General features: G+C 33.7%; 24 protein-coding genes. 17 read left to right on the top strand and 7 right to left on the bottom strand.

All coding sequences use genetic code 11. The annotated features are described in order from the left end of the window. Positions 1-4 precede the first annotated feature (4 nt). On the bottom strand, positions 5-1,981 hold the full coding sequence (locus KFZ70_RS13065; RefSeq protein ID WP_139698674.1) for a thiamine pyrophosphate-dependent enzyme: 1,977 nt from the start codon (positions 1,979-1,981) through the stop codon (positions 5-7). A gap of 144 nt (positions 1,982-2,125) precedes the next feature. On the opposite strand from KFZ70_RS13065, the gene KFZ70_RS13060 reads away from it, so the two are divergent. From KFZ70_RS13060 to KFZ70_RS13035, 6 genes are all read left to right on the top strand, one after another. After that, positions 2,126-3,076, top strand: a complete 951-nt coding sequence (locus tag KFZ70_RS13060; protein ID WP_139698675.1) for an isopenicillin N synthase family oxygenase — start codon at positions 2,126-2,128, stop codon at positions 3,074-3,076. Between the two features lie 2 nt (positions 3,077-3,078). Next, positions 3,079-3,408 (top strand): translation initiation factor, encoded by a 330-nt coding sequence (locus KFZ70_RS13055; RefSeq protein WP_139698676.1) that lies wholly within the window; start codon positions 3,079-3,081, stop codon positions 3,406-3,408. A 3-nt stretch (positions 3,409-3,411) separates the two neighbouring features. Beyond that, positions 3,412-4,353, top strand: coding sequence for a DUF1835 domain-containing protein (locus KFZ70_RS13050; RefSeq protein WP_139698677.1), 942 nt, complete (start codon positions 3,412-3,414; stop codon positions 4,351-4,353). Next, positions 4,343-5,212 carry a nucleoside phosphorylase gene (locus KFZ70_RS13045; protein ID WP_139698678.1) on the top strand — a complete coding sequence of 290 codons (870 nt, stop codon included), beginning with the start codon at positions 4,343-4,345 and terminating at the stop codon, positions 5,210-5,212. The genes KFZ70_RS13050 and KFZ70_RS13045 overlap by 11 nt, the downstream gene beginning before the upstream one ends. A gap of 11 nt (positions 5,213-5,223) precedes the next feature. After that, the gene (locus tag KFZ70_RS13040) at positions 5,224-6,078 is read left to right on the top strand and encodes a substrate-binding domain-containing protein (protein WP_139698679.1); all 855 of its coding nucleotides are present in this window, start codon (positions 5,224-5,226) and stop codon (positions 6,076-6,078) included. 94 nt (positions 6,079-6,172) lie between these two features. Continuing rightward, positions 6,173-7,546 (top strand): TlpA disulfide reductase family protein, encoded by a 1,374-nt coding sequence (locus KFZ70_RS13035; protein WP_139698680.1) that lies wholly within the window; start codon positions 6,173-6,175, stop codon positions 7,544-7,546. Between the two features lie 59 nt (positions 7,547-7,605). Here KFZ70_RS13035 and KFZ70_RS13030 read toward each other — a convergent pair whose 3' ends face one another. Next, positions 7,606-9,171, bottom strand: coding sequence for an NAD(P)H-hydrate dehydratase (locus KFZ70_RS13030; protein ID WP_139698681.1), 1,566 nt, complete (start codon positions 9,169-9,171; stop codon positions 7,606-7,608). Between the two features lie 344 nt (positions 9,172-9,515). Here KFZ70_RS13030 and thrA point away from each other — a divergent pair, with 344 nt between their 5' ends. The 3 genes from thrA (at position 9,516) to thrC (ending at position 14,277) form a co-directional block, all read left to right on the top strand. After that, the gene (gene thrA / locus KFZ70_RS13025; RefSeq protein WP_139698682.1) at positions 9,516-11,960 is read left to right on the top strand and encodes a bifunctional aspartate kinase/homoserine dehydrogenase I; all 2,445 of its coding nucleotides are present in this window, start codon (positions 9,516-9,518) and stop codon (positions 11,958-11,960) included. 94 nt (positions 11,961-12,054) lie between these two features. Continuing rightward, on the top strand, positions 12,055-12,978 hold the full coding sequence (locus KFZ70_RS13020; protein WP_139698713.1) for a homoserine kinase: 924 nt from the start codon (positions 12,055-12,057) through the stop codon (positions 12,976-12,978). Positions 12,979-12,984: 6 nt separating this feature from the next. Continuing rightward, positions 12,985-14,277, top strand: coding sequence for a threonine synthase (gene thrC, locus KFZ70_RS13015; protein WP_139698683.1), 1,293 nt, complete (start codon positions 12,985-12,987; stop codon positions 14,275-14,277). Positions 14,278-14,353: 76 nt separating this feature from the next. Here the strand turns inward: thrC and KFZ70_RS13010 are convergent, their stop codons facing one another. Then, positions 14,354-15,106, bottom strand: coding sequence for a transporter (locus KFZ70_RS13010; protein ID WP_139698684.1), 753 nt, complete (start codon positions 15,104-15,106; stop codon positions 14,354-14,356). Positions 15,107-15,505: 399 nt separating this feature from the next. Here KFZ70_RS13010 and KFZ70_RS13005 point away from each other — a divergent pair, with 399 nt between their 5' ends. The 7 genes from KFZ70_RS13005 (at position 15,506) to KFZ70_RS12975 (ending at position 22,367) form a co-directional block, all read left to right on the top strand. Beyond that, entirely contained in the window at positions 15,506-16,651 is a 1,146-nt protein-coding gene (locus KFZ70_RS13005; protein ID WP_139698685.1) for a putative porin, read from the top strand. A 489-nt stretch (positions 16,652-17,140) separates the two neighbouring features. Then, a complete protein-coding gene (gene gcvT, locus KFZ70_RS13000) occupies positions 17,141-18,223 on the top strand; it encodes a glycine cleavage system aminomethyltransferase GcvT (protein WP_139698686.1) in 1,083 nt (360 codons plus the stop codon). A gap of 20 nt (positions 18,224-18,243) precedes the next feature. Continuing rightward, positions 18,244-19,089 carry a sugar nucleotide-binding protein gene (locus KFZ70_RS12995; protein WP_139698687.1) on the top strand — a complete coding sequence of 282 codons (846 nt, stop codon included), beginning with the start codon at positions 18,244-18,246 and terminating at the stop codon, positions 19,087-19,089. Between the two features lie 55 nt (positions 19,090-19,144). Next, positions 19,145-19,435, top strand: a complete 291-nt coding sequence (locus KFZ70_RS12990) for a 4a-hydroxytetrahydrobiopterin dehydratase (protein WP_139698688.1) — start codon at positions 19,145-19,147, stop codon at positions 19,433-19,435. Between the two features lie 97 nt (positions 19,436-19,532). Further along, positions 19,533-20,252 (top strand): YebC/PmpR family DNA-binding transcriptional regulator, encoded by a 720-nt coding sequence (locus KFZ70_RS12985; protein WP_139698689.1) that lies wholly within the window; start codon positions 19,533-19,535, stop codon positions 20,250-20,252. Between the two features lie 57 nt (positions 20,253-20,309). Beyond that, positions 20,310-21,287, top strand: a complete 978-nt coding sequence (locus tag KFZ70_RS12980; protein ID WP_139698690.1) for a Gfo/Idh/MocA family protein — start codon at positions 20,310-20,312, stop codon at positions 21,285-21,287. Positions 21,288-21,332: 45 nt separating this feature from the next. Next, entirely contained in the window at positions 21,333-22,367 is a 1,035-nt protein-coding gene (locus KFZ70_RS12975) for a ThuA domain-containing protein (protein ID WP_139698691.1), read from the top strand. 5 nt (positions 22,368-22,372) lie between these two features. Here the strand turns inward: KFZ70_RS12975 and KFZ70_RS12970 are convergent, their stop codons facing one another. Then, entirely contained in the window at positions 22,373-23,104 is a 732-nt protein-coding gene (locus tag KFZ70_RS12970) for an NYN domain-containing protein (protein ID WP_139698692.1), read from the bottom strand. Between the two features lie 152 nt (positions 23,105-23,256). Between KFZ70_RS12970 and KFZ70_RS12965 the strand changes: the two genes are divergently transcribed. Further along, positions 23,257-24,480 (top strand): retropepsin-like aspartic protease, encoded by a 1,224-nt coding sequence (locus KFZ70_RS12965; protein ID WP_139698693.1) that lies wholly within the window; start codon positions 23,257-23,259, stop codon positions 24,478-24,480. A gap of 104 nt (positions 24,481-24,584) precedes the next feature. Here the strand turns inward: KFZ70_RS12965 and KFZ70_RS12960 are convergent, their stop codons facing one another. From KFZ70_RS12960 to KFZ70_RS12950, 3 genes are read right to left on the bottom strand one after another with little or no spacing between them, the layout of a single operon-like run. Next, positions 24,585-25,133: a 1-acyl-sn-glycerol-3-phosphate acyltransferase gene (locus KFZ70_RS12960; RefSeq protein WP_139698694.1), complete on the bottom strand. Its 549-nt coding sequence runs from the start codon at positions 25,131-25,133 to the stop codon at positions 24,585-24,587. Position 25,134: 1 nt separating this feature from the next. Next, entirely contained in the window at positions 25,135-26,217 is a 1,083-nt protein-coding gene (locus KFZ70_RS12955; protein WP_139698695.1) for an iron-containing alcohol dehydrogenase family protein, read from the bottom strand. Positions 26,218-26,263: 46 nt separating this feature from the next. After that, complete coding sequence (locus KFZ70_RS12950) at positions 26,264-26,881, bottom strand: CatA-like O-acetyltransferase (protein ID WP_139698696.1); 618 nt, start codon at positions 26,879-26,881, stop codon at positions 26,264-26,266. Position 26,882 lies beyond the last annotated feature (1 nt).

Raw genomic sequence — 26,882 nt, 5'->3', positions numbered from 1 at the left:
ATATTTAGTAATTTAAAACGTCTATTAAAATCTTTTTAAAACGCTTTTTAGGTAGATAATTTTCCTCTAGCGGATTGGAAAATGGAATTGGCGTATCTAAACTAGCAACCCGTTTTACAGGTGCGTCTAAATATTCAAAACAATGTTCCATAATTAACGCAGAAATATCACTAGCCACTCCACCAAAAAGAGAATCTTCCTGAAAAATTATAACTTTTCCTGTTTTCTTCGCTGAATTAAATACTGTCTGAGTGTCCAATGGCTGGAGGGTTCTTAAATCAATTAAATCAACAGAGATATTTTGCAAATCATCTAACACTTCAACTGCCCAGTGAACTGCTGCGCCGTAACTCACAACAGTAACATCATTTCCTTGTCTTAAAAGCATTGCCTTTCCAAAAGGAATAGTATAATAATCTTCTGGAACATCCTGACTTACCGTTCGATACAATCCTTTATGTTCAAAAAACATAACCGGATTGGGGTCATTAATTGCAGTGTTTAACAAGCCTTTAGCATCAAAAGGAAAGGCTGGATAAACGACTTTCAGACCTGGCGTTTTAGTAAACCAGGCTTCATTTGTTTGTGAATGAAACGGACCAGCCCCCACCCCTCCTCCGCAAGGCATTCTTATAACCACATCGGCATTTTGTCCCCAACGGTAATGAGATTTTGCTAAATAATTAACAACTGGGTTAAATCCTGACGAAACAAAATCAGCGAATTGCATTTCAACCACACTCTTCATCCCTGCAATAGATAGTCCCATGGCCGTTTCTACTATTGCCGATTCACAAATGGGTGTGTTTCTAACACGTTCATATCCAAAATCTTTAATAAAACCTTCTGTGACCTTAAAAACACCGCCATAATCTGCAATATCTTGTCCCATTAAAATTAGGTGGTCATGTTTCTGCATGCTTTGATACAGTGCGCTGGAAATAGCATCAACAAATCGTATGTTTTTGATTTTTTTATCAATTATAATTCTTTCATAATCAAACATTTGAAACACATCATTTAACTCATAAGTTTCATTTGATTCAATTTCTGATTCTTCAAAAGCAACCTTTAAGTGTTCTTCTATTTCGTTAGAAACAACCTCTTTAAATTGCATTTCAAGACTTTTATTTAAAATACCTTGTTCTTTTAAAGCTTCAGAAAAACAATGAATAGGATCTTTTTTTTGCCAAAGTTCTAACAATTCTTTAGGAACATATTTTGTACCACTAGCTTCTTCATGTCCTCGCATCCTAAAGGTCTTGAATTCTAACAAAACTGGTCTGGGATTTTGCCTTACACTATGCGCTATGTCATTAACTTTAGTATACACTTCCAGAATATTATTACCATCAATAATATGCGATTCCATACCATAACCTACACCCCGATCTGCAATATCTCTACACTGATATTGTTCGGCGGTTGGTGTTGACAAACCATAACCATTGTTTTCAATACAAAAAAGTACAGGCAAACGCCATACAGAAGCCACGTTGAGAGCTTCATGAAAATCCCCTTCACTGGTGCCACCTTCACCTGAAAAAACAGCCACAACCTCCTTTTTGTTTTTTAATTTTGCAGCCAAGGCGATACCATCGGCTACCCCCATTTGAGGTCCTAAATGAGAAATCATCCCAACAATTTTATACTGCTGTGTGCCAAAATGAAAGGATCTATCCCTTCCTTTTGTAAAACCTGACGCCTTACCCTGCCATTGTGCAAAAAGTCTATACAAAGGAATACCTCGGACAGTAAAAACACCAAGGTTTCTGTGCATAGGCAAAATGTACTCATAGCTTTGCATTGCCATAGTAATTCCAACCGATATAGCCTCTTGACCAATTCCAGAAAACCATTTACTAACTTTTCCCTGACGTAGAAGAATTAGCATTTTTTCCTCAATCATTCTTGGCTTCAACATATTCTTGTATAACTGTAACAAGAGTTGATTATCTATATTTTCAAAATTAAAATCCATAAAACATTTGAGAATTAACTTTTACTCGATATGTGCGTAAATTCAAATATAGCATAAAAAGACCACAAGCTTAATCTTCGTCCTAAGTAAAACCTTGTCATGTTTTTGTACATTTGTAGATACTATCGTTTTAAATATCACCCAATGAATACTATACCCAGTGTAAATTTAAAAGACTTCTTGTCTAACAATCCTCAAACGAAACAACATTTTGTTGATGCCATAGGGAAAGCTTATGAAGATATTGGTTTTGTTGCTTTAAAAGGTCATTTCCTAGACGATCAACTGGTAACAAATTTATATAAGGAGGTAAAAAACTTTTTTGATTTACCACTTGAAACAAAGCAGAAATATGAAATCCCTGGTATTGGCGGACAAAGAGGATATGTGTCTTTTGGAAAAGAAAGCGCAAAAGGAAAGAAAGAAGGTGATTTAAAAGAGTTTTGGCATTTTGGTCAATATGTGGAGAATGATGACAAACTGAAAGCACTGTACCCTGACAATGTTATTGTTGAAGAATTACCAGAGTTCAATACCACAGGGAAACAAGCGTATAAAATGCTAGAAAAAACAGCCAAATATGTATTAAGAGCTTTGGCACTGCATTTGGGCCTAGATGAAACCTATTTTGATGATTACATACACAACGGCAACTCTATATTGCGTCCAATACACTACCCGCCTATTACAGAAGAACCTAATGATGCTGTTAGGGCTGCTGCTCATGGCGACATCAATTTAATTACTTTGTTAATGGGCGCCCAAGGTAGAGGCCTTCAGGTACAAAATCATAAAGGAGAATGGATTGATGCTATTGCCCAACCAGATGAACTTATGATTAACGTTGGAGATATGCTATCACGTCATACAAACAACAAACTTAAATCAACCATTCATCGTGTGGTAAATCCGCCTAAAGAACTTTGGGGCACCTCGCGGTATTCCATTCCGTTTTTCATGCATCCTATAAGCGACATGAAATTAGATGTTCTAAATGTTTGTGTTAATGAACAACACCCCAAACAATTTGAAGATATCACGGCGGGCGAATTTTTAAATGAACGTTTAATTGAACTAGGATTGATAAAAAAATAAATATGGATTTACAAGATCAACTCAAAAATCTCTTTCCTGATCATGTTCAAGAAGAAACCCCACCCCCCCCTTCAAATGAGTCTGGTATTTGGATTCAAGATGACCCTATAATTTGTAAATATGAAAAGCGTAAAGGCAAACCTATTACTATTCTTGAGGGATATACTGGAGCAAACGAAGATTTTAAAATTTTAGCAAAGGATATAAAAACCAAACTCAGTGTGGGCGGAAGCTTTAAAGATGATAAAATTATTATTCAGGGCGACTATAGAGATAACATCATGAAAATACTAAAAGAAAAAGGCTTTAAAGTAAAACGCGTTGGCGGATAAATCATGAATAAACAAACACTTCACATTACCAACGGAGGTAATTTAACTACTTACTTAAATGATTTAAAAATAGAGGGAGAAAAGTTGACTTGGCAGGAAATTCTTTGCGAAGGCCCCACTCAAGAAATTATTCATTGTAACGATTTCATTCAAGCTAGAAGTCAATTTTTACTAGAGTTTTATAATGTTGAACTTGATTTTAACAAAGTGGAGTTTGCATTAAAACAGTTAAGTGCCATAGATGATTATTCTGAAATTGTATTATGGTTTGAGTATGATTTATTTTGTCATATAAATATGCTTGCCGTGATAAATTTATTGCTTCAAAAAAAAATTAACCTCCCACTCTATCTGGTTTGTAGTGGCCGTGTACATGGTAGTAAAAACTTAAAAGGATTAAACGAACTAAACACAAAACAGCTTCTTGATCATTATAAAAACAAAATCAAACTAAATCAAGAGGACATAGATTTAGCAGCAACCATTTGGGGTATATATTGTGGCAAAGACCACAACCTACTCAAACCATTTATTGTAAAATCATCTTCTTTCCAATATTTAAGTAATTGCTTAAAAGCCCACTTAGAGCGCTTTCCTGATTCCATAACAGGTTTAAATGTGTTAGAAACCAATATTCTTAAAATTATTAAGGAAAATGAGGTGAAATCAAAACACCACTTGTTAGGTTATGCTCTCAATTACCAAGGTTACTATGGATTTGGTGATATGCAAATCAATAGAATCATTGAAAAACTTAATTATTTTTTTGACGAAAATGAATCTGGTTTAAAGCTAAACAGAGCTGGACATGAAGCGCTTTTAAACCAAAAGAATTTTTCAAAAATAATCCAGACTCATATGGTATACGGAGGGGTTAGCACACAAAATTTCTCATTTAGTAAGGAACAAAATAAACTTATTAAAAATATAACCAATGCCTATTAAAGAATCTGAACTTATCCTAAATCCAGATAATAGTATTTACCATCTTAATTTGAAACCAGAACACGTTGCCAAAACCATTATTTTGGTTGGCGATCAAGATAGGGTTGAAAAGGTTTCTAAATATTTTGATAGAATTGAGTTTAAAATTCAAAAACGTGAATTTAAAACCCATACAGGATATTATAAAAAAAAACGAATAACGGTAATTTCAACAGGCATTGGTCCCGATAATATTGATATTGTTTTAAACGAATTAGATGCTCTAGTGAATATAGACTTTGGTACAAGGCAAATTAAAGAAACCTTAACCAAACTCCATATTATTAGAATTGGCACTTCAGGATCTTTACAAGCGCATATACCCGTAGATACCTTTGTTTTAAGCACACACGGCTTAGACATAAACGGTATGTTACATGCCTATCAACTCAACAATATTAATACCCCTGATTTTGAACAAGCCTTTATTACTCATACTAATTGGAGTCCGAATAAAGCACGCCCCATAATTATTGAAGGAAGTCAAATATTAAGAGACCAATTGAAAAGTGAACAAACATACGAAGGCTTGACCGCTACCGCTGGAGGTTTTTATGGTCCGCAAGGGCGCGTTTTAAGACTCCCTGTTCAAGACGCACAACTCAACAGCAAAATGGATAATTTTGAATACAATAATATTAGAATCAGTAATTTTGAAATGGAAACATCAGCTATTTTTGGTCTAGCTAAATTACTGGGTCATGAAGCCCTATCGTTAAATGCTATAATAGCCAATAGAGCCACTGGGAATTTTACCAAAAAACCTGCTCTAACTATTGACAAGCTTATAAAATACACCCTAGATAAATTAGTAGAATAAATGTTTAACATATGATCAATGTAAATATTGGTGGCGTCCCAGAGCATTTCAACCTCCCTTGGTATCTTACTTTAAAAGAAGGCATCTATAAACAAGAAAATATCAATTTAAGATGGCACGACTATCATGAAGGCACCGGTGCTATGTGCAGCGCTTTACGCCATGGGGATATTGATATGGCAGTGATTTTGACAGAGGGTATTATTAAAGATATTATTGCAGGAAACCCAAGTAAAATTGTTCAAACATTTGTTCAATCCCCCTTAGTATGGGGTGTTCATGTAGCGCATCACTCTAAATATAAACATATAAATGATTTAAAAAAGAGTAAGGCAGCCATAAGTCGCTATGGATCAGGATCACATTTGATGGCTTATATAAATGCCGAAAATCATCATTGGAATTTAGAAACCGACCTTAATTTTAAGGTTATTAATAATTTAAACGGTGCTATTGAAGGCTTAACCTCTGGTGATGCTGATTATTTTTTATGGGAAAAATTCACTACAAAACCACTTGTAGATCGCGGTGTTTTTAGGCGCATAGGTAACTGTCCGTCACCTTGGCCCTGTTTCGTTATTGCAGTGAGAGAAGATTTTATATCAAAACACGACCTTGTATTAAAACGTATTCTTCATATTATTAATACTAATACTGTCGGCTTTAAAAACATACCACATATTGCAGAAACTATTTCAGAGCGCTATGAGCAACAATTAAATGATGTTAAATCTTGGTTAGATATTACCGAATGGTCTCAAAATCAAATTGATGAGGCAGCTGTTTTTAATGTTCAAAAAAAGTTGCATGCTCTAAATATTATTCCCAAAATAATACCCTATTCAGAGTTAACACACCCGATGTAATATGCTTTTAAGCATCAAAAATGTTAAGAAATTAACATTTAAATTCTAAAAACTTTTCATTTGTTTATTTTTGAAAAAATCTTAAAAATTTACAATGAAAAAGTTACTCTTATTAGCGGTTTCAATTTCCATTCTAGCATGTAAGAATGAACCCAAAATTGGATATGCCGTAATTTCTGGGAAGATCACTAACAAAGCAGTTGGTGATGTTACCATAAACAGTTTTGACAGAAGTTATAAAGAAAATCTTGAAATAGCAAGTGATGGCACTTTTAATGACACCATCGTGCCTAACACAAATGCTTATGTGCTATATGATGGTAAAAACCCCGTATTTCTTCATTTAGAACCTGGCTATAATTTAAATATTAGTTATGATGCTCAAGATTTTACCAATTCTTTAAAAATAGAAGGATCAGGGTCTGAAGTGAACAATTATTTAATCGCCAAAAGAAAAAATGAACAGACCTTGATGGGTAATAATGCAGAATTATATACCCTAGATGAAGAAGCGTTTAAAAAGAAGTTTCAGGATATAAAAGCGTCTAACGAAAAATTACTTAATGATTTTAAAGGCATTTCAAGTGATTTTATAGATAAAGAGAAACGTAATTTACATTATTTCTATTTAGCCCGAATTAATGAGTATGAAATGGCTCACAGATATTTTACTAAAGACCAAACATTTAAAGTTTCTGAAGGGTTTTTAAAAGATTTTGATGGTTTTGATTATAATAATGAAGCTGATTTTAACTTCTCTAATAATTATAAGGAGCTTGTAACGAATCACTATGTAAAACAAGCCAATGAACGTGCTACAACAGAATCTATAGAAAGGGATTTAGCATTTGTTAAAACTGTTCAAGAAGTACAATCTGCAACCATAAAAAACACCCTTCTTTTTGAATTTGCTAATCAAAATATGGGATATTCTAAGGATGTTGATACGTTCTATAATGCCTATATGGAACAGTCTACTGACGAAAAAAACAATACCTTAATTACTGAAAAATATAATAAGCTAACCGCTTTAGCAGTAGGTAAACCGTCTCCTAAATTTGTAGATTACGAAAACTACAAAGGTGGCACCACATCGCTTGATGATTTAAAAGGCAAATATGTTTACATTGATGTTTGGGCTACGTGGTGCGGACCATGTAAAAGAGAAATTCCATTTTTAAAGGAAGTTGAAAAGAAATTTCATGGTAAAAATATTGAATTTGTAAGTGTTTCAATAGACCGATTGACTGACCACGACAAATGGAAAGCAATGGTACAGGAAAAAGAACTTGGTGGTATGCAGTTATTTGCTGATAATGATTGGAATTCAAAGTTTGTTCAAGACTATCAAATTCAAGGTATTCCAAGGTTTATTTTAATTGATGATCAGGGTAATATTGTTGATGCAAACGCACCACGACCTTCAAACCCTGAATTAGAAACACTGCTAAATTCAAAGAGCATATAACCACAACTTACTCTCCGTTTTAAATCAATGTAAAAGCCGTTTCAGATGAAGCGGCTTTTTTAATTATCCGCTGCTTTAGATGGTGTTTCACTCTTATTACTTGGTTCAGGTTGTTGAAATAAATCTAAAAAGGCCGCTCCTAAATACTCAATAATATGGCTTGCTATTAAACTTTCATAACCAAAATCAGGAACCGCAATATCAGCCGATGCGCCATGTAAATAAACACCAAAAATAGCGGCAACAACTGGATGATACCCTTGCGCTATTAAACCTGTAATCACGCCAGTTAACACATCACCGCTGCCTGCTGTAGCCAAGCCTGGATTTCCAGTGGTATTAATATATAATTTGTCATCAAAAACAGTTATGGTATGAGCGCCTTTTATAACAACAATAACGTGGTGTTTTTTTGAAAACGCTTTCACTTTATTCAGTTTATCAAAATCATCACTCCAAACCCCGATTAATCGTTCTAATTCTTTTGGGTGTGGGGTTAAAACTGTTGGGATTTTCTTAGGGAGTAATTTTAACAAATGCTTATGCTCTGCTAATAAATTAAGTCCGTCTGCATCAATAACCAATGGCGTACTATTTGTTCTTAAAAAATCTTCAAAGGCATAAGTTGTAAGGTCATGGGTTCCTGCTCCAACACCAAAGGCAATAACATTAGGTTTTATATCAAAACTTATGGCTGTAAGCAAATGTTCATGTTTATCGGTAAGAACCATGGCTTCAGGAAATGATGATTGCAAAGGTATATAGCCGCATTTAGGCACAAAAGCCGTAACCAAACCCGAACCTGCCGAAAGCGTGGCTTTACTACACAAAGTTACTGCACCAATTTTTCCGTAACTTCCACCAATAATTAAAGCATGACCTAACTTCCCTTTGTGCACAAATGTATCACGGGGCATATAATTAGGTATCACCTCATGTTTGCTAATCAACTCAACATCTGTTTGGGTAGCAAGTAAAAATTCTTGATCTAATCCAATATCTAACACCTCCCATTGAGCAGTATACTTAGCTGTTTCAGGTAAGAAAAAAACTAATTTAGGTGAAGCTAAACTAAGTGTAAATCCAGCCATAACAACAGCTTCTTCATCTTCTACTGGTTTATCCATATAAAGTCCTGACGGAATGTCAACCGATAATGTAAAAGCCTTACTTAACCTAAAATGTACAAATAATGCTTTAACCCAATCATTAATGGGTCGATTTAAACCAATTCCAAAAACGGCATCAACAATAATATCTTTAGGATTGATATCAGGAAAATCTTCACTACAATTTAATAATACAGGCCATTTTTTAGTGACATTTTTTATGCGATCATAATTAACTAAAAAACCCTTTGAACGTTTATCACTGCAATTCACTATAAACGTATTTACATTATAACCATGGGTAATTAAATGACGTGCAAGTACTAAACCATCACCCCCATTATTACCAATACCACAAAATATATGAATAGGTACTTGAGATCCCTGCATCTTACTATGTATCCAATTAAAAATTTGAGTTCCCGCCCGTTCCATAAGATCGGTTGAGGATATATTTTGGCGTTCTATTGTAAGCTTATCACCTTGGTAAACCTGTTCCTTTGAGAATATTTTCATCTAGATTATTATTGTGAATTTTTCAATTCTTATATATGGTTTGTCGTTATATTTTTATCAAAATACAATCAACATAAGAATACCATAAAAAAAATATTAAAGTTTTTTTATTAACCTAAAAGTAATACTTTTGAGCTGTATTATTATAACAATAATGAATCATTTAAGCCTAAATATTAATGCATGTCATTCTTTCTTAATAGAAAGCATGCCTTCTATTTTTGGTACAACTACAAATATCACAACCCCTTGGGGTTGCTAGATATATATTCCTCGGGCTATTTTTGTGATTTTTACAATCACAGTATTTCAAGTATTTTTTTAATTATTCAACGCATTAAAACATGAAAGTTTTAAAATTTGGAGGAACTTCTGTAGGTTCTTCAAAAAACATAAATAACGTTATAAATATTCTAGAAAACTATAGCAAAACAGGGCCATTAGCCTGTGTTGTTTCTGCCGTAGGTGGTATAACAGACAAATTACTCTTAGCAGGGAAACAAGCTCAAAATAAAGACCAACAGTTTCTAGAAACCTTTCAGCTTATTAAAGACAAGCATTTTAGTATCATTCAGGAATTAAATCCTGTAAATAATCAAGAGATTTTAGGATATGTTGAACGCCAATTAGAAGCTTTAAAAAGTTTACTAGAAGGTATTTATTTGATTAATGAATTATCTCCTAAAACTTCAGATAAATTAGTGAGTTATGGCGAGTTATTGTCTTCGTTCCTTATTGCTGAAACCATAAAAAACAGAGGACTTTCTGCTGATAGAAAAAATGCTCAAGAACTAGTGGTCACAAACTCAAATTTCACAAAAGCAGAGGTTGATTATCAAATAACTAATAAGAATATTCAGGATTATTTTAGTTCGGCCAAACAAACTATAACTATTTTACCTGGGTTTATAGCCCGCTCAAAATCGGGTGAGCAAACCACATTAGGCAGAGGTGGTTCAGATTTTACCGCTGCTATAATAGCTGCCGCATTGAAAGTTGATCAGTTAGAAATATGGACAGATGTTAGTGGGATGTACACAACCAATCCTAAATTGGTTAAGCAGGCCTATCCTATTGAAAAAATATCCTATCAAGAAGCGATGGAATTATCGCATTTTGGAGCTAAAGTATTGTATCCGCCAACCGTGCAGCCTGTATTGAATTTAAATATTCCTATTCATATTAAAAACACTTTGGCCCCGAATGAAGCTGGAACTGTGATTTCAAATGAAGATAGCGATGCTAACGGTCCTGTAAAAGGAATTAGTAACATCAATAACATAGCGCTTCTTACACTTGAAGGTAGTGGAATGGTGGGTATTCCTGGTTTTTCTAAGCGTTTGTTTGAAACACTTTCTCAAGAAAAAATAAATGTTATTATGATTACTCAAGCGTCTTCTGAACATTCTATATGCTTAGGTATTGAAGAAAAAGATGCTGAAAATGCCAAAGTAGCCATTGATGCTATTTTTGAAAACGAAATTGCTTTAAATAAAATTGAGCCTCTTATCGTTGAAACAGGGTTATCTATGATTGCACTCGTTGGAGACAACATGAAAAACCATCAAGGTATTAGTGGTAAAATGTTCAGTAGCCTAGGAAAAAACAATGTTAATGTAAGAGCTATTGCGCAGGGTGCTTCTGAAAAAAATATCACGGCAGTAATTACTGAAAGTGATGTTAAAAAAGCTTTAAATACTCTTCATGAGCAATTCTTTGAATCAAAAACGAAACAGTTAAATGTTTTTATCACTGGGGTTGGTAATGTGGGTGAACGTTTAGTTGAACAAATTAAACAGCAAAAAAAATACTTGAAAGATAACCTGAAAATTAAATTACGGGTGATAGGGTTGTCTAACTCAAGAAAAATGATTTTTGGGGAGCATGGCTTAGACTTATCCAATTGGAAAGAACAACTAGAGTCAGGAGAAACAGCCAGCCTACAAGGCTTTTTTGAAAAGGCTAAAGCTTTGAATTTACGCAACAGTATATTTGTTGATGTAACTGCAAATAAGAATGTAGCCGATTTATATGCCCAATATTTACGAGAAAGCATTGCTATTGTGGCTTGTAATAAAATAGCTTGCTCTAGTGACTATGAAAATTACAAATTATTAAAACGTTTGTCTTTAAAATATAACGCTCCGTTTTTATTTGAAACAAATGTAGGAGCTGGTTTACCCGTTATAGACACGCTGAGAAATCTTGTGGCTTCTGGTGACAAAATTAAGTCTATCCAAGCCGTGTTATCAGGAAGTTTAAACTTTGTTTTCAATAATTTTAATGATACAACTAAATTTTATGACATTGTAAAACAGGCTGGTGCCGAAGGGTATACAGAGCCTGATCCCAGAATTGACTTAAGTGGTGTTGATGTTGCTAGAAAGATATTAATTTTAGCAAGAGAAAGTGGTGTGAAAATAAATTTAGAAGATATTGAGAATACCTCTTTTCTTTCTGAAGCAGGATTAAAAAGTGATTCCGTTGATGATTTTTATAACACATTAATTGCTGATGAAGCCCATTATCAAAAATTATATGCGTCTGCCAAGTCTAATCATTGTCAATTAAAATACGTAGCTAAATTTGAAGACGGAAAAGCAAGTGTTAGTCTGCAAGAAATTCCAGAAGGACATCCGTTTTATAACTTAGAAGGTAGTGATAATATTGTGATGTTTTACACAGAACGCTACCCTACCAACCCTATGATTATTAAGGGCGCTGGTGCGGGGGCAGATGTTACTGCATCTGGATTATTTGCAGATATCATTAGGTTAGGAAATGACTAATGCATTATAATTAATTAGAAAGAACAATATAATGTTACATGAAAGAAGTTCAAGTTATTGCTCTAGTGCAGCCGAAAACTATTTAATAGATAAAATGAACGAGATTAAAATATTTTCTCCAGCTACTGTAGCAAATGTAGCATGTGGTTTTGACGTTCTAGGGTTTTGCTTAGATAGTGTTGGTGACCACATGGTGATAAGAAAAGTTGAAAAGAAAGGCATTCATATTAGCCATATTGAAGGCTTTGATTTGCCTTATGAGACCGAATTAAATGTGGCTGGCGTTTCGGCACTAGCCATGTACAATACTTTAGATCTTGATTTTGGTTTTGAAATTGAAATTTACAAGAAAATAAAACCTGGAAGCGGTATTGGCAGTAGTGCTGCGAGTGCTGTTGGCAGCGTATTTGGTATGAATGAACTACTTGGAAGACCCTTTAATAAAACCCAGCTTACAGCATTTGCTATACAAGGAGAAGCCTTAGCAAGCAAATGTGAACATGCAGACAACTTAGCCCCTGCTCTGTTTGGTGGCTTTACCTTAGTGAAAAGCATATCTCCTTTAAAAATTTTAGATTTACCAAGTCCAGACGGATTATATGCTACTATTATTCACCCGCAAATAGAAATAAAAACATCAGAGTCTAGAGCTATTTTACCCACCGAAGTGCCTTTAAACAAAGCCATTGAACAATGGGCTAATTTAGGGAGTTTAGTTCATGCGTTACATACTAATGACTTTGAACTCATCGGTGACGCTCTCAATGATGTGATTATTGAACCTTATAGAAGTCAATTAATCCCAGAATTTAAATTGGTAAAAGAAGCAGCTTTACAAGCTGGAGCCTTAGGGGTTGGTATCTCTGGTTCTGGCCCATCTATATTTTCATTAAGCCAAGGGCTAGACACAGCCAATACTGTTAAAGAAGCCATCGCATCAGTTTATAAAAATACAGAGATAGTCTTTGAAATTCATGTTTCAAAAATAAACACTCAAGGTGTTAAAATTTTAAAATAATAAAAAATGAATTATTATTCACTTAATCATAAAGCTCCAAACTCATCATTTAAAAATGCCGTAATAAAAGGTTTAGCACCAGATAAAGGGCTCTACTTTCCTGAAAGTATTACCCCTTTACCCAAGTATTTTTTTGAGCAAATAGATGATTTATCATACACAGAGATAGCTTTTGAAGCCATAAAACAGTTTGTTTCTCCTGAAATTCCAGAAGCTGTTTTAAAAACTATAGTTGAAGAAACATTGTCATTTGATTTTCCTGTGGTAAAACTCAATGACACTATTTCTACTTTAGAACTCTTTCACGGACCTACTATGGCCTTTAAAGATGTTGGAGCACGATTTATGGCTCGTTGTTTAGGGTATTTTAATAGCGATAATAGTGAAGAAGTAACGGTGTTAGTAGCAACATCAGGTGATACAGGTGGAGCTGTGGCTAATGGTTTTTTAGGGGTAAAAGGGGTAAATGTTGTTATACTATACCCCAGCGGAAAAGTAAGTGACATTCAAGAAAAGCAATTAACTACCTTAGGACAAAACATTAAAGCGCTTGAAGTTGATGGCACGTTTGATGACTGCCAGGCTATGGTAAAAACCGCCTTTCTTGATAAGTCTATAACCTCACAAATGCAGTTGACCTCTGCAAACTCTATAAATGTGGCGCGTTGGTTGCCTCAATTATTCTACTTTATGTTTGCTTATAAACAACTGCATAACACGCATAAAGACATTGTATTTTCTGTGCCTAGTGGTAACTTCGGCAATATTTGCGCTGGAATGATGGCGCAGCAGTTAGGTTTACCAATCAATAACTTTATTGCATCAAACAATGCAAATAATGTGGTAACACGATATTTAATTTCTCAACTGTATGAACCTAAACCTTCGGTACAAACTATAAGTAATGCTATGGATGTTGGTGCGCCCAGTAACTTTATAAGAATTCAAGAGATTTACAAAAATCAGTTTAATACCCTGAAAGAAAATTTATCTTCTTACAGCTTTACTGATGAAGAAACCAAAGACGCTATGCTTGAGATTTATAATAATTATAATTATGTTGCTGATCCACATGGTGCAGTAGGATATTTAGGGTGTAAATCGTATTTAAAAGAACACCCCAATGCGCATTGTGTATTTTTAGAAACAGCGCATCCTACTAAATTTTTAGATGTGGTTGAAGATGTTGTTAAAATTGACCAACCTTTACCCAAACAAATTCAAGAAGTCATGGGTAAAAAGAAAGAGTCTACGTCCATTTCTTCTTATGATGAATTAAAATCATTTTTATTACGATAAATAGAAAGTTTTACAAAAAAAGGCTTGCAACACATTTTGGCAGGCCTTTTTTTTGTATCCAATGTTTTATTTATACCTACAAGAAAAACCTTGCGAACAACCTATACGATTGTGTATGCACCCCTTTATTGGCCAAATGTCTGGTAAATGTGCCTATTTGCAATTTATTAGGTATTATCATATAATTGAGTTCAACCTCCCCTCCTACCAGATCCTCAAAGTCATTTTGAAAATCATTAATAATAAACATTGGCGAAGCTAAAAGATAAATTCGGTCAGAAAAAGATACACTATTAAGTAACTGTAAACTTCCGCCATGTTTAATAACATTAACTTCTTGTGAAGCTCCAATTTGGTATCTATACGATACAATTGGCCAAAGCGAATAAGAGTCACTAAGCATTAATCCCATTATAACACCTGGAGAAACACTCCATGAGCCTGAACCTAATCCCTTGTTTATGTCACCTGTTGGAATAAATATATCCATAGACACGCCTAAACCACCAAATAATTTATCATAGTCTGTATAAGGCACATAAAATGCTCGTAATCTTAAATCACTAACTCCAAAGTTATTATTATCAACACTATATAAAAACGGTACTTCAAGAGTAGCTTGAATACCCAATTCATTGGCATAACTATAATTAAATCTATAGCCAAATTCTTGTTTACCACTTCTATCAGTAAACTCTAAATTATTATTAACTCTATCATAAATATTAGTTGGCTTTGAAGGGTCTACTTGTTGGTTTTCCTCATTTTGAGCTATAGCCATTATACTGTATACAAACAATAAAGCAATAGTTAGTAAGTTTTTTGTCATTGCAAATTCTATTAAGGTGTTACATGGATATAAGGGCCAAATGGTAACAAAAACCCTATTTTTGTATTAACTTTTAAAATTTTATTAAAACCTAAGTACTTAATATAGCAGTTTGAAATGATAAAAGGAACAAAGAATATATACTAAGCATTTAGTTAAGACTTATGTGTGATTGCATTCGAAATAGAATACCAAGGGTAAAAATTTCAAAATTCATTGTCAAATAAATCAAGCCTTCCTTTCTCCTAAGCAACACAATACCTTATTTTTTATTTGATTTTTTAAAGCTTTCTATAAAATAGTATATTCGGCTTGTTTTTTTGTATTTGTATGATTTTTGTCATGCGCTTTTAATAGCTTTACTATTAATTTTATCACAACTAATTAACTTTAGACTAAATGTTATCAAAACAAACCTTGATTTATGTATTATTGACGTGCATAATTTTTCCTTTACTCGTTAACAGTCAAGAATCTTCAACAAATAAATTAAAGTTTAATGCCGATTTTAGATTTAGAGTTGAAGAGGATTGGAATTCAAAAAAATCAGATGGTACTTTTAGAGACAACCGCACACGACTTAGATATAGATTGAGAGCTGGGTTTACTTATAAACTAAACCATTGGTCAGACTTTGGATCTCGTATAAGAACAGGATTACCAAATAAACAGCAAGACCCGCAAATTACTATTGGCGATGGGTTTGGAGAGTTTAATGTTATACCGTTGGGCTTTGAAAAACTATACTTTCAAGCAGAGCAAAAAGGTTATAAATTTTGGCTAGGCAAAAATACATTTCCATTTTACAAGCAACATGAGCTGTTTTGGAGTGATAACGTTTATCCCGAAGGTTTATTTTTTAAAAAGAAAGTGCATTTTGATTCCAACGTATTTGATAAATTAGACATAAATGCAGGACATTTTATAGTTAGAGCATCGGGAACATCATTAGATAAGGATAGATATTTTCAAGGTTTACAAGCATCAACTACGGTATTGAAACAAAAAATAGCCTTATTCTCCTCGTTGTATTATTTCAAAAACATGCCTAACATTCCTGATGGAAGCGAGACGTTTACATTTGATTATGCCATTTTCAACTTAGGCACCACTTTACGAATTTCACAACCACACCAAATCTTTTTTGAAGTAGATTATTATCATAATTTTCAAGACTATAATCAAAACGAAAACATCGATTCGCTCTTTAAAAACCAAAAAAATGGCTTTATTACAGCAATAAGCTACGGTAGTTTAAAGCAAAAAAAAGATTGGAAGTTCAAAGCTACATACACCTATTTAGAGCGCTATGCCGCCGTTGACTTTTTGGCTCAAAATGATTGGGCAAGATGGGATTATTCTAGTTTTGATTCTCCCGACGGAAGACTAACAAACTTTAAAGGTATTGAGTTGGTCGCTAGCTATTTATTGGCTAAAAACATGAAACTTACTTTAAAATACTATAAAGTAGAACAGCTTGTACCTTTTGGTTTAACTAAAGAAACCGGAGATAGAATTCGTTTGGACTTAGACGTTAAGATTTAAAGATCTTCAACATATCGCTCACCTGTTTTAATTATTAAAACAATCCCCCTATAAACTATTCAAAATTAAAATCTTAAGGTTATTAAGTTACAGGTTACTATACAACTTTCTAAACACTTTGTCTAAAATAGAGCCCAATGGGCATGTGATACCAATATCTAAACTATTAAAAAATAATATCAATTAATCTTTTTTTTAATTTATTACTTTTACTAAGTGTCATAAAAAAGTCAAAACCAAAAGAATCTCTTTATTCCAAATGGTTAAAATAAGGCATCTATATCACTCCGACAACCAATCTACTATTACTATTTTCTAAAATTGAATTTATATAGAGAGGTGAACACTTGTAGTTTAGTCTTTTAATTGAAACTAAACGATTCTTTAATTTTATATAAACTCTAAATCCATGTTAATATAAAACGTACATGAATTAGAAACGCAGAAATTTATATACATTTGTTCAAGTCAAAATAAACAATATAGTAGATGAAAAACACAGCCTTAACAGTAACTCACAAAGCACTTGGAGCTAAAATGATACCTTTTGCAGGTTTTAATATGCCTGTACAATATGAAGGTGTAAACATAGAACATGAAACGGTAAGAAAGGCTGTAGGTGTTTTTGATGTGTCTCATATGGGAGAGTTTTTAATTGAAGGTGAACATGCTTTGGCATTAATTCAAAAAGTATCAAGCAATGATGGGTCAAAATTAACCATTGGTAAAGCGCAATACAGCTGTTTGCCTAATGATGATGGCGGTATTGTGGATGATTTAATAATATATAAGCTTAAGGAAGACCAATATTTATTAGTTGTTAATGCAAGTAATATTGAAAAAGATTGGAATTGGATACAATCAAAAAACGATGTTGGAGCTACCATGCGAAATTTAAGTGATGATTATTCCTTATTAGCTATTCAAGGTCCAAAAGCTATTGAAGCTATGCAGTCTCTAACAAGTCATGATTTGTCTGCTATTAAATTCTATAATTTTGTGGTTGGCGATTTTGCAGGTATTGAACATGTGATTATTTCGGCAACTGGCTATACTGGCAGTGGTGGATTTGAAATTTACTGTAAGAATTCCGAAGTACAACAGGTTTGGGACAAGGTATTTGAAGCTGGTGCAGATTTTGGTATTAAACCAGTAGGTCTAGCAGCAAGAGATACCTTACGATTAGAAATGGGCTACTGCCTTTATGGTAATGATATTGATGATACTACCTCGCCTATTGAAGCAGGTTTGGGATGGATTACCAAATTCACTAAAACGTTTACAAATTCTGAAGCCTTAAAGCTAGAAAAAGAAAATGGTCCTAAACGGAAACTCATAGCATTTGAATTAAACGAACGCGGTATACCACGTCAAGACTATGAGATTGTTGATGATCATGGTGTTAAAATAGGTATTGTAACTTCTGGCACCATGTCGCCTTCATTAGGAAAAGGTATTGGTTTAGGTTATGTACAAACGGCGTTAGCTGGTTTAGGGGGTAAAATTTACATTCAGATACGTAAAAAAACAATCCCTGCAACCATCGTAAAACTACCCTTTTATAAAGGTTAAAAGAATGAGTTATGCTATAAATGAAGGGGAAGCGAGTAATAATAGGCAGCAAACACAGGGTTTTAATTTTAGGGGGCAGTGGCTTTTTAGGAAAAGCTATCTACAAAGAGCTTTGCCCTTATTTTAAAACGTTTGCTACATATAACATTAGCAATAAAGCATACGAAAAGAATAAACATTTTTTTCAATACAATTTAGAAGAAGATGATATTTTTGAAATTCTAGATATCGTTAAACCAACCATTATTATTTCAGCATTACGTGGTAACTTTTCAAAACAAGTAATACTCCATCAGCATCTAGTAGAATATGTTTTTCATGAACAGGTAAAACTCATATTTTTGTCGTCAGCCAATGTTTTTGATGCTTATAGCAAATATCCTAGCTATGAGCTTGATAAAACCTATAGCAATAGTATTTATGGGCATTTTAAAATAAAGATTGAAAACATGTTACTCCGTTTACCTAAAAAAAAGGTAGCTATTTTAAGATTGCCAATGGTATTTGGGCCACAATCTCCTAGAATTCAAGAAATTGAACAACTCATTAAAGCCCATGAACCTGTTGAAGTATTTCCTAACTTAATTATGAATGTTACGAGCGACAGCAAACTTACCCAACAAATTCACTACATCATCAATAGAAATAAATATGGTGTTTTCCATCTAGGAAGTAAAGATTTAGTACATCATGATGATTTTATCAAAGAATTGGTAACATATCATCAATTTTCAGAGCATGTTATCTATAAACATGTATACACGACAAACGAAGAACGCTATTTGGCTGTTTTGCCCAAGTACAATCTGCTTCCTAAACATTTACAACTAAAAAGTCATGACATACTAAGCGAAGTAAAAAAATGAGTTGATTTTCATTAATCAAATGATTACATTGTAACATAGATTAAAACCTTTAACTATGAGTAAACTTACAGAACAAGACATAGAAAAAAAATTGCTTCATCTTCCTGAGTGGGAATATTATGATGATGCTATTCATGCTGAATTTGAATTTGAAAATTTCAAAGATTGCTTTAGCGCTATGAGTCGTATCGCTTTTGAATGCGAAGCGCTTAATCACCACCCTAGCTGGTCCAATGAATACAACGTGTTAACAATCTCATTATCTACGCATGATGCTGGTGGCGTAACCAATAAAGACTTTCAGTTGGCAAAAGCCATTGAATATATTGTAGAACCTGAGGAATAATTTGCAAATAACCCCAAGGTTTTTAACTTTGTGAGGCAAAATATAACACATAAACCATTCTCTTAAACCAAGGAGAAAATCAAATAAAACATATATTATGGGAAGAGCTTTTGAGTTTAGAAAAGCAAGAAAGATGAAACGTTGGTCTGCCATGAGTAAAGCCTTTACTCGCATTGGGAAAGACATTGTTATGGCTGTAAAAGAAGGTGGTCCAGATCCTGACAGCAATTCCCGATTAAGAGCAGTCATACAAAATGCTAAGGCTGTAAACATGCCAAAAGATAATATTGAGCGCGCTATAAAACGAGCGTCTGATAAAAATCAGGGCGACTATAAAGAAGTTATTTTTGAAGGGTATGCACCACATGGCATTGCTGTACTGGTAGAAACAGCCACTGATAATAACACCAGAACCGTTGCCAATGTAAGAAGTTATTTTAACAAATGTAATGGGAGTTTAGGCACATCGGGTTCTGTTGTATTTATGTTTGATCACACCTGTAATTTTAGAATCAATGCTGAAGGATTAGATCCTGAAGAAATAGAATTAGAGTTTATTGACTTTGGTGCTGAAGAGGTTTTTGCTGATGAGGATGGTATACTCATTTATGCACCTTTTGAGAGTTTTGGTGCCATTCAATCTGAATTAGAAAACAGAGGTATTGAAATATTATCTTCAGGTTTTGAGCGCATTCCTCAAGTCACAAAATCTATTTCCCCTGAACAGGCTGAAGATGTTGAAAAGTTGTTAGAAAAGCTAGAAGAAGACGATGATGTGCAAAATGTATATCACACCATGGAAGAAACGACTGAATAATAAAAAGAGGGCTTCAAGCTCTCTTTTAGTTTTTGTTTTAAATACTGTGCATCTATAATGAATCATAAAACAATTCGTTGGGGTATTATTGGATGTGGCAACGTCACAGAACTAAAAAGTGGCCCTGCTTATCAACTTACTGAAGGTTTTAAATTGCATGCTGTTATGCGGCGTGATGCTGAGAAACTTCTGGATTATGCTAAAAGACATCAAATACCAACCACCTACACTAATGCTGATGATCTTATTAATAGTCCAGAAATAGATGCGGTTTATATCGCTACACCTCCAGATTCACATAAACACTATGCTCTAAAAGTAGCTGAAGCTAATAAACCTTGTTGTATTGAAAAGCCATTGGCTCCTTGCTATTCTGATAGTTTAGATATTTATAATGCGTTTAAAAATAAAAACTTACCCCTATTTGTGGCTTACTACCGCCGCTCACTCCCTAGATTTTTAAAGGTGAAAGAATGGCTTGATAAAAATTACATTGGTGCAGTAAGACATATTTCTGCGTATTTAAGCAAACCCGCCAGTGAGTTAGACCAATCAAAAGCTTACAATTGGCGAACCGATGCAAAGATTGCACCTGGTGGTTATTTTGATGATCTGGCGAGCCATGGAATTGATTTATTTGTATTTCTTTTAGGAACCATTGAAAAAGCTAAAGGTATCAGCTTAAATCAGCAAAACCTATACTCTGCAAAAGATGCCGTTAGTGCCACTTGGTTACACACATCTGGTATTTCAGGCAGTGGTGTTTGGAATTTTGGCTGTGATGACCATCAAGACACTGTTACTATTTATGGAAATAGAGGTACCATTACATTTTCTGTTTTTCACGAAAACCCTATTGTTTTAAAAAGTACCGATGTAAATGAAACCTTATTTATTGACAACCCTAAGCATATTCAAGAGTTTCATGTAAAAAACATGAAAGATTATTTATTTCACTTAAAAACATCGCACCCATCAACTGGAGCATCTGCCCTTCATACCAGCTGGGTCATGAACCAAATTTTAGAGCTTTAAATCTTATTTATTTTTTTATCTTTCGTTTTCAAATAAAAAACTCATATGTTATTTCGAATTATTTTACTCGTAATTTTAACCACCACTTTTTTTTGTTGTAAATCGCAAACAGATTCTAGGCTTGCTCTAAATAGTCCTACTCTAGAAAAAAAGATAAAGGTACTTATTGTTGACGGTGAGAATAACCATGGTATTTGGCCCAAAACAACCTTTATGATGAAAGATTATTTAGAACAAACAGGTTTGTTTGAGGTAGATATTAATAGAAAAAAATATACCTGGATGGGGCCGCATTTCAACCCCGTTAAAAATGTTAGTGACATTCATGAGCTTTTAAAACTATATCCGTTACAGGATGGTGTATCAAGAATTGAGGTAGACAGTACAAAATATGATCCTGATTTTAATCCTAATTTCAAAAATTACGATGTGGTCATTTCTAATTTTGGTTGGAAATCCTCTCAATGGCCTGAAGCCACCAAGGCAAATTTTGAAACGTTTGTAAAAAATGGCGGTGGATTTGTTTTAATTCATGCGGCAAACAACGCTTGGGGCGATTGGGATCAGTTTAATAAAATGATTGGCCTAGGAGGTTGGGGTGGTCGTGATATTCACACGGGACCTTATGTATATTATAATGATGACGATGAACTTGTACGCGATCCGTCTGATGGTAAATGTGCTTCTCATGGTCCGCAACACAATTACGTATTAAAAACACGGGCTAAAGACCACCCTATTATGAAAGGACTGCCAGAAACCTGGCTTCACACCAAAGATGAACTATACGCTGAAATGCGAGGACCTGCCGAAAATATGACCATATTGGCCACGGCTTATTCTGACAAAAAATATAAGGGAACGCAGCGTCATGAACCCATGCTTATGACTATTGATTATGGAAAAGGCAGGATATTCCATTCAGCCATGGGACATATGGATTATTCTTTTGAATGTGTTGGATTTATTACCACCTTTCAACGTGGTGTAGAATGGGCGGCAACAGGTAAAGTCACGCAAAAAGTTCCTGAAGATTTCCCTACTGAGCAATCTGTTAGTATCAGGAAATGGAATAAATAAGTTAGTTAAGTCTTATTCTTTACAAAAATAAGTTTAAATCGTGCATTGGGTTGGTCTCTTGTTTCCAACTCAAACTGCTTTAATGATTTGAACAAAGGCGTTAACTTTTCAAAACCAAAATTTCTTGAATCAAAATTTGGTTGTTTTTTTAATATTAAAGATCCCACATCTCCTAAAAAAGCCCAACCATCATCATCTGCGGCATCTTCAACAGAATTTTGCAATAAACGAATGATTTTGGGAGTGAGGTTGTATAAATTCTTTTTCTTTACGTCTTTCCCTCCTACCGCTTCTTCTGTATCTTTTTTAAGAATTTCCAAATAAATAAACTTATCACAAGCTACAATAAAAGGATCTGGGGTTTTCTTTTCTCCCATGCCATAAACAACGATTCCTGCTTCTCTTAAACGTGTGGCTAATTTTGTAAAATCGCTATCAGAAGACACTAAACAAAAACCATTAACCTTTTCGGAATATAAAATATCCATCGCATCAATAATCATAGCTGAATCTGTGGCATTTTTTCCTTGTGTATATCCATATTGCTGAATGGGTGTGATGGCATGTTCTAACAAGACTTTTTTCCATTTAGAAAGGTAGGGGTTAGTCCAATCTCCATAAATTCTTTTAATGGTTGGTGTGCCATACTTTGTTATTTCCTCCATCATTTCAGAGATGTATTTTGAAGGAATATTATCACCATCTATCAATACTGCAATTTTAGTGTCTTTTATCATAGAATCTACTTGTAAAGCGAAAAGATACAACGTTCCTATTAATTTAAATAGCTTATTGCTATTTTAACGTTTTTTTTAACCACATCCTTAAAAATGTACTTAGTTTAGTGTGCTGTAATTAAAAACATTAAACGTTTCTGTATTATAGTATTATGCAAAAAAAAAAATCAATAAAAGCTTTAAGTATTCTCTTATTGGGTTGCATGATTTTCATGAATAACACTATTGAGGCCCAACAAAACAGATTTACAAAAGGTTTACGCTCAGATAAAAACTATTACACGGAGATTCATTTTGATTTTATTTCTGAAAAAATAATTATTCCTGTAACTATTGAAAACAGAACCTATAAATTCATGCTAGACACAGGGGCGCCAAATGTAATTTCTAAAGAACTTAGTGTTAAAATTGAAAGCAAGTCTATTTCGCAAATCAACGTATCTGATGCTACAAACAAGCGCAACCAGTTAGAACTTGTTTCCATTCCAGAATTGCAACTTGGTTCTATTAGATTTATAAATTGTCCAACGCTTGTTGATAATACCTCACATAATTTAATTTTTGATTGTTTTGATATAGATGGTATTATAGGAAGTAATATGTTGTACAAATCTATCATTCAAATTAACCTTGATAATAAATTACTTGTAGTTACTGATACGCCTAAGCGCCTGCATTTAAATAAGGATGAAGCCTTTAAAATGGACTTAATCAATGCTCAAAAGAGTCCGTATATATGGATTGAATTTAAAGGAGATAAAACCGTAAAAGAGCATGTTCTCATTGATACAGGTATGAAAGGTTTTTATGATTTAACCTTAAATCATATGAATAAATTAAGTGATTATGGTATCTATACCAAAGTTTCTGAAGCTACAGGAAGTGCTTCTATGAGTTTATTTGGTACGGCTAAACAGAATACACAATACCGACTGATAATAGATCAACTAAAGTTTGTAAATACTGTTTTTAATAATACTTTAGTAAAAACAACGAATGATACTAATTCTAGAATAGGCGCCGAAATGTTAAAATATGGCACTATGACTTTTAATTTTAAGCAAAAAAGATTTTACTTTAATCCGCATAATCGTGTTGTGGATATGAAGCAGAAGCACTTGGGGTTTTCTCCAAGTATTTTAGGCAATAAGATTATTGTTGGCATAGTGTGGAGTGCTGATTTAAAAGAGCAATTAGAGTATGGTGATGAAATTATAACTGTAGATGATTTAGATGTTCAATCAACACCTTTATGTGACTTTATTAATGGCTCTGCACAAGTGATGCATAATGATACGTTCAGCATGGTTGTAAAGAAAGCCAATGGAGCTTTAAAAACGGTTCTAATAAAAAAAAGCTACTTCAAAGGTGAGTAGCTTTGTTAGTCATGTTTCTTTTTAGGGACAATATCTTGTTTACTTTATGTTTCATGAACTTATCATATTAATAACAATTTTCATGCCAAATTAACGGCATTTCTCTAAGAATATTTTGCAATTTTGCCTTCTACGCCAATGAAGAACTGATGCATATATTCAAAATCAGCTTCTATATTATCTGATGGATAAAATGGTTCTGAAACTTTGTTTTGTTTTTTACCAAAATCTAGAGTAAACATAATGATAGGAACCTTGGCCTTTTTAGCAATGTAATAAAAACCTGTGCGCCATTGTTTAACCTTTTTTCGGGTGCCCTCTGGAGCTAGTGCAATTCTAAACTCCTCATGTTCTTGAAAGAGTTTAGCAATCATATCTACCTTATTTTCATTCGATTGTCTATTTATAGGAGCACCCCCAAGCGCTCTAAAAAAAATCCCGAATGGGAAAATAAAAAGTTCTTTTTTTCCAATAAAATTGGTTTTTACTCCTACTACTGCTCTTAACAGAATACCAATGTAGAAATCATGCCAACTTGTATGAGGTACAGCAATAATAACCGCTTTTTTTACAGAATCTTTTGAAAATGAAGTATTACCAACAAGTTGCCAACCTAACAATTTAAAATATATAAGTTTAGCCAACCATTGCATATTACATTCTTTGATAAAGTGATTTTAATTTCTCTCTGGTAATCGTTTTTTTCCAATCTATACCAATAGCATTTTCCCATAGTGGTTCTAGCCCTAGCGCAACATCTATCATAATGTCAAACTCGCTATCACTTAAATGAGCACAAACACCTTGTGGTAAACTAATATGATGTTTAGCTAACATCTCTTTAAAAATTTTAACGCCTTCAGGATAAAATTCCTCTAAATGATTAAAAACGATACAGTTTCCTATACCATGTTTGGTTCCTAATAAGTAGGATAACCCATAACTCAAGGCATGTGCTACGCCAACCTGAGAGTAAACAATACTCATACCTCCATGCCACGAAGCCATCATTAATTTTTCTTGAGCTTCTTCTTCAGAAAGCTTATCATCAAGAAAAATCTCTTTACACAACTCAAGCGCCATGTTACCATAAGACTGGCTAAAAGCATTTAAATAGGTGCCTGTAAGCGATTCTACACAATGAATATAACAGTCCATTCCTGTATAAAACCATTGCTCTTTAGAGACTCCCCTGGTCAATTTTGAATCCAAAATAACCTGATCAAAAGGTGTAAAATCTGAATTAATTCCCAGTTTTTTTTCTGGTCCTGTTAATACAGCTGTTCTAGATACTTCAGCACCTGTACCAGACAGCGTTGGTACACCGACGTGATATATGGCGGGGTTCTTTACTAGATCCCATCCTTGATAATCTTCAGCCAGACCGTCGTTTGTTAACATAATAGAAACAGCCTTGGTCAAGTCTAAAATACTTCCACCTCCAATTCCTATAATACCCGATGGACGTTCTTTTCCTTTTAAAATGATATCTTCTACCAAATCATCTACCTGAGCGGTTTTCGGTTCTTCTTTAGTTGAAACAAATATAATCCTATCATCATAAGCTAAAGATATTCTTGACGTTAACCATGAATTACCTTTAAACACATCATCAATTAAAAATATAAAAGGAGAATGAATGCCTAAACGTTTTGGAGCTAAAACATCATTTACTTGATTAAAACTACCTCTGCCAAAAATCACCTTTGACACCATGGGAAAGTTCTTATAATTCATTTATATGTCTATTTTTAGAACAAGTAAAAATACTATTATTTAAAATCTATTTGTCAAGGTTTTCTTGAAATTTTTCAAAAAAAAGTCCTACATGATAGCCATCAACTAGTGCATGATTTACCTGAATACCTACACGCATCATCATGTCATGATCATTTTTTACCACCTTACCAAAGCTTAACTTGGGTATAGACTCTTGTTTTCCTGATACAGGCTCTTTATGTCCTGTAAAATTTATCCATGGCAACGCTGAACAATGAATACAATCTAAACCATTGTTTGAAGGAAACAATTCATCACTTTGATGTATGCGCTTCTTTTCACTTTCAAAATTCTTTTTAAATTTTGAAAAACTCTCGTCATAATCAATAAATGAAAACCCAAACGTATTATCTTTTCTTGAAATAGTGGCAGAAGCATTTATAACATCAAACATAACCACTTGCCCATCTTGAATTCTTAATTTTAAGTTATCAATTGTATTAATGGCTTTCATACAATCATGTAAATACCTAGCAAAAAAACTGATTTTGTTCTTTTTTGAAAACAAATACGCCCTAGATACATTGACCTGCGCTGTTATTCCAAAATAAGGATCTTTAAACGTAGAAAAGTGATGATACAATGCTTTTCTGTTCCAAGTATTCAAATCTATTAGTTTCAAG

The sequence above is a fragment of the Allotamlana fucoidanivorans genome, from assembly GCF_045788535.1.
GTDB classification, from domain to species: domain Bacteria; phylum Bacteroidota; class Bacteroidia; order Flavobacteriales; family Flavobacteriaceae; genus Allotamlana; species Allotamlana fucoidanivorans.
The sequence above is the reverse complement of the archived record's forward strand: the minus strand, read 5'-3'. Positions and strand labels throughout refer to the sequence as shown.